General features: G+C 72.5%; 4 protein-coding genes. All 4 read right to left on the bottom strand.

Features of this window, described 5'->3' with window-relative positions; translation table 11 throughout:
* Window positions 1-96: 96 nt before the first annotated feature.
* The 4 genes from tmk to ACNFOC_RS45495 all read right to left on the bottom strand — a co-directional run bounded on the left by tmk (window position 97) and on the right by ACNFOC_RS45495 (window position 8,581).
* On the bottom strand, window positions 97-3,456 hold the full coding sequence (gene tmk, locus ACNFOC_RS45510; protein ID WP_416964878.1) for a dTMP kinase: 3,360 nt from the start codon (window positions 3,454-3,456) through the stop codon (window positions 97-99).
* Window positions 3,457-3,656: 200 nt separating this feature from the next.
* A complete protein-coding gene (gene topA / locus ACNFOC_RS45505) occupies window positions 3,657-6,497 on the bottom strand; it encodes a type I DNA topoisomerase (RefSeq protein WP_416964877.1) in 2,841 nt (946 codons plus the stop codon).
* A gap of 420 nt (window positions 6,498-6,917) precedes the next feature.
* Window positions 6,918-7,115 (bottom strand): hypothetical protein, encoded by a 198-nt coding sequence (locus ACNFOC_RS45500; protein WP_416964876.1) that lies wholly within the window; start codon window positions 7,113-7,115, stop codon window positions 6,918-6,920.
* A gap of 95 nt (window positions 7,116-7,210) precedes the next feature.
* Complete coding sequence (locus ACNFOC_RS45495) at window positions 7,211-8,581, bottom strand: septum formation family protein (RefSeq protein ID WP_416964875.1); 1,371 nt, start codon at window positions 8,579-8,581, stop codon at window positions 7,211-7,213.
* Between the last annotated feature and the right edge of the window lie 516 nt (window positions 8,582-9,097).

The raw sequence follows: 9,097 nt of genomic DNA, 5'->3' as shown, positions 1-9,097 counted from the left end.
GGAGGGAAGCGCGGCACGGAGGGGGCGACGCGCGGCACGGAGGGGGCGACGCGCGGCTCGGAGGGGGCGACGCGCGAGTCGTCGCCCCCGTCGCCGTCAGCCCCGACGTCCCCGACCACGGCCCCGTCCTCGCCCACGCCCGGTGCCGTCGTCGTCACGGTCGAAGTCGCCGTCCTCGCGCGGACCGAGCAGTTCGTCGGCCAGCGAGGGCAGGTCGTCCAGCGGAGTCTCCTCGGCCCAGTCGGGGCGCGGCCGGCGTCGGGGTGTGCCCTGCTCGTCGACCTGGGGAAGCTCGCGTGTGCGGTCCTCGCCGTCGGCCCGGCCGGCCGGGCGCTCGTCCCGGAAGAAGCCCGCGGGCACCCGGTCCGACGGCCCCTGCCCACGCACCGGCGGCAGCACCGCGGTCTCGTCCGCGGCACCGACCGGCGGTAGTACGGCCGTCTCGTCGGCGGCACCGTGCGGGACGGGCGGCAGTACGGCCGTCTCCTCTGCGGCGGACACCGGCGGCAGCACGGCGGTCTCGTCCGCGGCCCCCGCGGGAGCGGGCGGCTGCGGCAGCTCGGCCGTCGTCTCGGAGTCGCGTACGTCGGCGTCGCGCACCTCGGAATCGGGCGCCCCGGAGTCCCCGGACACCGACCGCAGCACAGCCGTCTCGTCCCCGGAACCGGAGCTCACCGGCCGCAGCACGGCCGTATCCTCCGCCGACCGCCCACGCGCACCGGCATCGGTACCCGGCTTCACCACCGGCGTCGGCACAGTCGATGCCTCAGGCCTGGCCTCCGAAGCGGCCGGAACCGAAGGAGTCACAGGAGTCACAGGGGCCGTCGGCTGTCGGGCCGCCAGTTCCGCAGCGGCCGCCGCTTCCGCCGCCAGCCGGCGGGCCTCCTCGGCCGCGAGCAGGGCCGCCTCGGCCTTGCGCTGCTTCTCCAGCCGCCGTGCCTCCGCCTCGGCGCGCAGCCGGGCCTCGTCCTCGGCCTGCTTGCGCAGCCGGTCGGCCTCCGCCCTGCGGCGGGCCTCCTCGGCGGCGCGGGCCTCTTCCTCGGCGAGGAGGCGGGCCTTCTCCTCCTCGGCACGCCTGCGTGCGTCCTCGGCGCGCTGCCGGGCCTCTTCGGCCTGGCGCTCGGCCTCGCGGCGCTGGGCCTCCTCCAGCTCGCGCCGCTTGCGCTCCTCCTCCTCGGCGCGCAGTTGGGCGAGCTGCTCCTGGCGCTCGCGCTCCAGGCGCTCCTCCTCGGCCTTGCGGGCGGCCTCTTCCTCGGCCTTGCGGCGGGCTTCCTCCTCGGCGGCCTTGCGCGCCTCCTCCTGGGCCTTGATCTCGGCCTCGGAGAGCGGCAGGACCGTGTCGAGCCGGTGCCGGATCACCGTGGTGACGGCCTCGGGCTCCTGGCCCGCGTCGACCACCAGGTAGCGGCTCGGGTCGGCGGCGGCCAGCGTGAGGAAACCGGACCGTACGCGCGCGTGGAACTCGGCGGGCTCCGACTCCAGTCGGTCCGGCGCCTCCGTGAACCGCTCGCGGGCGGTCTCCGGGTCCACGTCCAGCAGGACGGTCATGTGCGGGACGAGTCCGTCGGTCGCCCAGCGGTTGATGCGGGCGATCTCGGTCGGGGACAGGTCGCGGCCCGCGCCCTGGTAGGCGACGGAGGAGTCGATGTAGCGGTCGGAGACGACGACCGCGCCGCGCTCCAGAGCGGGCCGTACGACGGTGTCGACGTGCTCCGCGCGGTCCGCGGCGTACAGCAGCGCCTCCGCGCGGTGGGACAGTCCCGCCGACGACACGTCGAGCAGGATCGACCGCAGCCGCTTGCCGACCGGTGTCGCGCCGGGCTCGCGGGTCAGCACGACCTCGTGTCCCTTGCCCCTTATCCACTCGGCGAGGGCCTCGGCCTGGGTGGACTTCCCGGCGCCGTCGCCACCCTCCAGGGCGATGAAGAAACCGGTGCTCGCCGGCACCGTGTCGGGGTCGTCGCCGCCGAGCAGCGCGTCCCGCAGATCGTGCCGCAGCGGCACTCCCGCGCGGTCGTCGACCTTGGCCAGCACCAGCGCGGCGACCGGCAGCAGCAGGGCGCCGACCAGCATCAGCGTGAACGCGGCACCGCCGTGCGCGAACACGAACTTGCCGTTCTCCAGGCGGTGCGGGCCGATCAGCGCCGCCACCAGGGGGGCGATCAGCGCGCCGAGCGCCACCGCGACCCGTACGACCGCGTGCAGGTGCTCGGTCGTGCGCGCCCGGCGGTAGTCCTCGGCCTCCTGGTCGAGCAGAGTGTGCCCGGTGTTGGCGGCCACGCCCGCGCCGATGCCGGCGAGCGCGACGATCAGCAGCACGGTGGTGACGTCCGGGACCAGGCCCGCGGCGAGCAGCGCGATGCCCGTGAAGGCGATCGCCAGCGTCAGCAGGCGGCGGCGCGACAGCGTCGGCAGCAGCGCGGGCGCCGTACGGATGCCGACCACGACCCCGCCGGTCAGTCCGAGGACCAGCAGCCCGAAGGTCACCGGGCCGCCGTGCAGGTCCTGGGCCTGGAGCACGGACACGGCGACGGCGGCGGAGATCGCCGCGGCGACGGCCGCGCAGGCGACCACGAGCAGCGCGATCGCGCCCGTACGGCCCTTGTCGACGCCGGTGCCGGTCCTGGGGCGGCGCAGTCCTTCGAGCGGTGACCGCGCGCGCGGGGTGCGTGTTCCGGGCACTTCCAGGGCGGTCAGGACGGAGAGGGACGCGGCGAACAGCCCGGCCGCGACGTACGAACCGAGCGCGGCCTGGTGCTGGGCGAACCAGGCGACGCCCGTGCCCAGCAAATTGTTGAGCAGGGCCGCTACGACGAGGGCGGCGGCCGCGAGGGGGATCGCCACGAAGCTCGTGCGCAGCGAGAGCCGGCGCAGCGCGCTCATGTGGTCGGGCAGCGGCCGGACCGTGGCGCCCTCCAGCGGCGGGGCCGGCAGCAGGGCGGGCCCGGCGCTCTCGCGGCACACCGTCCAGAAGCGCTCGGCGACCCCGGTCACGAAGGCGGTCACCAGGAGCACGGCCAGTGCGTTGTCCGGAGTCCAGTCGATCCACAGCGGGGCGACGATCAGCAGCGCGGCCCGCAGACCGTCGGCGCCGACCATGGTCCAGCGCCGGTCGAGGGGACCCTCCTGGGAGGTGAGCGAAGTGAGCGGGCCGAGCAGCACCGCCCCGAAGAGCAGCGTCGCCAGGATGCGCGCCCCGAAGACGGTCGCCACCGCGAACGCCACACCCCGATAACCACCGCCGAACGAGCCCTGGGCGATGGCCGCCTGGAAGGCGAGCACGACCAGGACCAGCAGGGCGAGGGTGTCACCGACACCCGTCACGAGCTGTGCGCTCCACAGCCGCTTGAGCTGCGGTTGGCGCAGCAGGGCGCGGACGGCACGCTCGCGGGAGTCCGCGACAAGGGCGTCGTCGGGGGCCGGCTGGTGGGCCGTTGGCTGCTCGGCTGGCGTCATGCTTTCAGCCTATCGGCAGCCACCGACAACAAGCCGCGCCCGCCCGGACGTGCGCACGCCCCGACACCAAAGTGATGCCGGGGCGTTCGTTTCGCGAAGCCGAAGTGGCCGATGTGGAGGACGCGAAACCGAAGTCGACGGTCCGAAGCCGACGAGCCGAGGCCAACCGGTCGGAGCCGAGGCCGACGACCGGTCGCGGCTCAGTCCTCGGACGTCACCTTGGAGGTGGCCGTCTTCTTGGCCGTCGCGGTCTTGGCGGCGGTGGTCGTCTTCTTGGCGGCCGTCGTCGTCTTCTTCGCCACGGTCTTCTTGGCCGTCGTCGTCTTCTTGGCGGGCGCCTTCTTTGCCGCCGTCTTCTTCGCCGGGGCCTTCTTCGCCGTCTTCTTGGCGGGCGACTTGGCCCGCTTCTCGGCGAGCAGCTCGTAGCCGCGCTCCGGGGTGATCTCCTCGACGCTGTCGCCGGAGCGCAGGGTCGCGTTGGTCTCCCCGTCGGTGACGTACGGACCGAAACGGCCGTCCTTGACGACGACGGGCTTCTCGCTGACCGGGTCGGTGCCCAGTTCCTTCAGCGGCGGCTTGCCGGCGGCCCGGCCGCGCTGCTTGGGCTGGGAGTAGATCTCCAGCGCCTCTTCGAGGGTGATCGTGAAGAGCTGGTCCTCGGCCGTCAGCGAGCGGGAGTCCGTGCCCTTCTTCAGGTACGGCCCGTAGCGCCCGTTCTGCGCGGTGATCTCCACGCCCTCGGCGTCCTTGCCGACGACGCGCGGCAGCGACATCAGCTTGAGGGCGTCGGCGAGCGTCACCGTGTCGAGGGTCATCGACTTGAACAGCGAGGCCGTACGCGGCTTGACGGCGTTCTTGCCGGTCTTTGGGGTGCCCTCGGGGAGCACCTCGGTGACGTACGGACCGTAGCGGCCGTCGCGGGCGATGATCTGGTTGCCCGACTCCGGGTCGGCGCCCAGCTCGAAGTCGCCGCTCGGCTTGGCGAGCAGTTCCTCCGCGAGGTCGACCGTCAGCTCGTCGGGGGCCAGGTCCTCCTGCACATCGGCGCGCTGGTGGTTCTCGGAGTCCTTCTCGCCGCGCTCCACGTAGGGGCCGTAGCGGCCGACGCGCAGCATGATGTCGTTGCCGACCGGGAAGGACGACACCTCGCGGGCGTCGATCGCGCCCAGGTCGGTGACGAGCTCCTTGAGGCCGCCCAGGTGGTCGCCGTCGCCGTTGCCGGCCTCGGCGGCGCCCGTCGCCTCGCCCTCGCCGAAGTAAAAGCGCCGCAGCCACGGCACGGCCTGTGCCTCGCCGCTGGCGATGCGGTCGAGGTCGTCCTCCATCTTGGCGGTGAAGCTGTAGTCGACCAGCCGGCCGAAGTGCTTCTCCAGGAGGTTGACCACGGCGAAGGACAGGAAGGACGGCACCAGGGCCGTGCCCTTCTTGAAGACGTAGCCGCGGTCGAGGATCGTGCCGATGATCGACGCGTACGTCGACGGGCGGCCGATCTCGCGCTCTTCGAGTTCCTTGACGAGGCTGGCCTCGGTGTAGCGGGCCGGGGGCTTGGTGGCGTGCCCGTCGACCGTGATCTCCTCGGCGCTGAGCGCGTCGCCCTCGGCGACCTGGGGCAGCCGGCGCTCGCGGTCGTCCAGCTCGGCGTTCGGGTCGTCGGCGCCCTCTACGTAGGCCTTCAAAAAGCCGTGGAAGGTGATCGTCTTGCCGGAGGCGCTGAACTCGACGTCCCGGCCGTCGGACGAGGTGCCCGCGATCTTCACGGTGACGGAGTTGCCGACCGCGTCCTTCATCTGGGAGGCGACGGTCCGCTTCCAGATCAGCTCGTAGAGCCTGAACTGGTCGCCGGTCAGGCCGGTTTCGGCGGGCGTGCGGAAACGATCACCCGACGGGCGGATCGCCTCGTGCGCCTCCTGGGCGTTCTTGACCTTGCCGGCGTACACGCGCGGCTGGGCCGGCAGGTAGTCGGCGCCGTACAGCTGCGTCACCTGGGCGCGGGCGGCGGTGATCGCCGTCTCGCTCAGGGTCGTGGAGTCCGTACGCATGTAGGTGATGTAGCCGTTCTCGTACAGCTTCTGCGCGACCTGCATGGTGGCCTTGGCACCGAAGCCGAGCTTGCGGCTGGCCTCCTGCTGGAGCGTCGTCGTACGGAACGGGGCGTACGGCGAACGTCGATACGGCTTCGACTCGACGGACCGGACGGCGAACCGCGTGTCCTCCAGGGCGGCGGCCAGCGCACGGGCGTTGGCCTCGTCGAGGTGGAGGGTGTTCGCGCCCTTGATCTGGCCCAGGGAGTCGAAATCACGGCCCTGGGCGACGCGCTTGCCGTCGACGGCCTGGAGGCGGGCGACAAGGGTCGACGGGTCGCTCGCGTCACCGGCCCGGCCTGTCCCGAAGGTGCCGGTCAGGTCCCAGTACTCGGCGGAACGGAACGCGATGCGCTCGCGCTCCCGCTCGACGACGAGCCGGGTGGCGACGGACTGGACACGGCCGGCCGACAGGCGCGGCATGACCTTCTTCCAGAGGACCGGCGAGACCTCGTAGCCGTAGAGGCGGTCGAGGATACGGCGGGTCTCCTGGGCGTCGACCAGGGGCTGGTTGAGGTCGCGCGGGTTGGCGACGGCGGCGCGGATCGCGTCCTTGGTGATCTCGTGGAACACCATGCGCTTGACCGGGACCTTGGGCTTCAGGACCTCCAGGAGGTGCCACGCGATGGCCTCGCCCTCGCGGTCCTCATCGGTGGCCAGGAAGAGTTCGTCGGAGTCCTTGAGCAGGTCCTTGAGCTTCTTGACCTGGGCCCGCTTGTCGGCGTTGACCACATAGATCGGCGCGAAGTCGTGGTCGACGTCCACACCGAGGCGGCGGACCTCTCCGGTGTACTTCTCGGGCACCTCCGCGGCGCCGTTGGGAAGGTCGCGGATGTGCCCGACGCTCGCCTCGACGACATATCCGGGGCCGAGGTAGCCCTTGATCGTCTTCGCCTTGGCAGGCGACTCGACGATGACGAGTCGGCGGCCGCCGTGTGCGGTCTCGCTGGTCGGGGACAACTTCGCTCTTCTCTCCGGTCGACGCTGGGGCCTCCCCCGGGGCAAACGGCTCCGGGGAGGAGCAGGCGCGTTTCCGCGTCGTTCGGTACGTGCTCTCGGTGTGCCGGTGAGAGGTCCTCGTAGCGGGGCTACCAGGGCCTTCGGCCGGTGCGGCGAGAGTGCGTGCCGGGCGGCGTGGGGACGTGCCTGCATCTCCCCGGGATCGCTTGGTCCCGAGGTCGGGTCATGGTGACGCTGCGGAGTGTGACGGTACATCCCGCCCCCGTGTCAAACGGGAAAAGCCCGCAACGGCCACTCGAACGGTAACCCGACTACCGCCATTCCTGCCGCCCGGAGTCCCCACCGGCCTTTTCGGAGCCATCCGGAGGGTGATCTCCTGGTTGTCCGCCGATCGCCCGCGCCGCGGCTCCGGCGCGCTGCTCAGACGTGCAGGAAGCACCAGGTTCCGAGGAGCAGGGCGGCGACCGCGGCGAGGCTCGCGAGGGTCGCCGATGCGACCGGGTTCACACCCTGGGCGACGGGTTCGCGGTGCCGGACCCTGACCACGGTCCACAGCAGCAGCGCGCCTCCGAACAGGGCGAACACCGACCCCGCGAAGATCGCCGGCCCGCTCTCCATGCTGTCCCCTCCCGACCCGGATACCCCGGTCCGGGAGGCTGGCACCCGTGGGCGACGGGCAGGCCAACCCCCGGTGAATTCGCGGCGGACAGCCCTCAGGCGGTCGTGCCGGAGGACGATATCGCCCCGGTCGTCCGGGAGCGATCGGTCTCCCCCACGGTGCACACGACCGAGTCGAAACCGGCCTTCCAGTTGGTCTCGTCGGACAGATACCCGAAGACGGAACGGTCGGATCCGGGCGCCCAAGTCGACTCGAACTTGTTGCCGCACAGCTTGTTCCCCTGCTGTAGCGCCTCCTGGAACGTCATCGTCTTCGGGGCCGTCACGAAACCGATCACCTGGTCGGTGTGCTGATCGGCACAGTCGGTCAGGGTCGCGGTGAAGTAGGTCTCGTGGTCGACGTACAGCCAGCAGTCGCCGACGCTCATCTCGGTGGTCCACACGTTCGACCCGGTGCTCCGGAAGCGCCCTATCTCGCCGCCGATCGGAGCATGACGGCCGAGTACGAGGCACGCCGTACCGCCCCCGGCCGCCCCGAAGCCCGCTTCGGTCGGCGTGAGGGCGTAGACGTCCGCGTCGGCCAGCGAATCGGCCGTCGCCTTCGCCTTGCCCGCGCACCGCTCGGCCCCGTGGTCCCGGGCGTCGGCGAAGTCGCTCGCCGCGTCGACGGCCATCACCTGCCCGTCCGGAACGTCGTGCGCACAGCTCACGACCCCCAGATTGGGCCGCGACGCGAACGCCGTCCCGGTCCACACCGCGTGCACGCAATCCCCGGTCTGCAACGCCTTCTTGAGCCCGACGTCCTCGCCGTACGGATACGCGGACCCGGCCGCCGACACCGACGCGGACGGGGACGCCTTCTTCGTCGCCGCCGTGTCCTCGCCGTCGTTCAGCGAGGTCACGGCCCACACCCCACCGGCGACGACCATCACGACGGCCACGACAAGAGCGACGACCGCCCCGACCGGCCTCCGACGCCCGCCGCGCGGCCCGCCGCCGACAGACCCCGGGCCGCCTGGATACGTCGGCCCCTGACCGCCCGCGTAGGGAGGCATCGGCGCACTGCCCTGGTAGGACATCGTGGGGCTGTTCGCATACGGATTCCACTGGCCGTACGACCCACCGCCGGGCGAACCGGCCTGCGCCTGTGGGCTGTACGACGAGGCGGACCCGGCCGGGGTGTCCGGTGTCGGCGGGACGCCAGGAACCTGCGGGGTGCCGGGCGTGTGCGGGGTGCCGGGCGTGTGCGGGGTCTCCGGAGCCCGCGAGGCTTCCGGGGTGGGCCGGCCTGCCGGCGTGGAGCCCCCGAGAGCGGCCGCGGGCCGGTCGCCGTAAGCCGCCGGGCCCTGGTAGGTGGCCCCGGGCCCGCCCGGGGTCTGCGGGGCGTAGGGGCCGCCTACGTAGGGACCGCCCACGGCGTATCCGGGCGGCCCGCCCGGGAGTTGGCCCCGTGCGTCGCCCGGCACCTGCCCCTGAGGCCCGCTCGCGACATGGCCGGGCGGGTCACTCCCGAGGTAGCCAGGCGGGTCACTCCCTACGTAGCCGGGCGGACCGCTCCCGACGTAGCCCGGCGGACCGCTCCCGACATCACCGAACGGATCACCTTCCGCGTAGCCAGGCTGACCGCTGCCACCCAGACCGGCCGGACCACTCCCGAGGTAGCCAGCCGGACCACCCCCGGCATAGTCCGGCGGACCGCTCTCGACCTGACCGGGCGCACCATCGGCGACAGTCCCCGGCAGCTGATCAGCCGGGGGCCGGCCACCCTGTGCCGAGCCAAAACCGTCCGGTGCCGATGCGAAGCCATCCGGTGCCGAGCCGAAACCACCCTGTGCCGACGAGAAGCCATCCGGTGCCGGGCCAACACCGCCCGGTGCCGGCGCGAAGCGCTTTCCCACCGTAGAAGGGCACCCGCCGTATGAACACCGCCTCCCCGCCGATCGTCCTGGGCGAAGGCCTGGCCTTCAGATACGCGGCCGGTG

Origin of the sequence: Streptomyces colwelliae (assembly GCF_048158785.1) — a bacterium.
GTDB lineage: Bacteria > Actinomycetota > Actinomycetes > Streptomycetales > Streptomycetaceae > Streptomyces.
Note: the sequence above shows the minus strand (reverse complement) of the source record. Positions and strands in the feature narration are given on the sequence as shown.

Coding starts and splice junctions, on each gene's coding strand:
- tmk (WP_416964878.1), bottom strand. CDS start 3,456: ATGACGCCAGCCGAGCAGCCAACGGCCCACCAGCCGGCCCCCGACGAC.
- ACNFOC_RS45500 (WP_416964876.1), bottom strand. CDS start 7,115: ATGGAGAGCGGGCCGGCGATCTTCGCGGGGTCGGTGTTCGCCCTGTTC.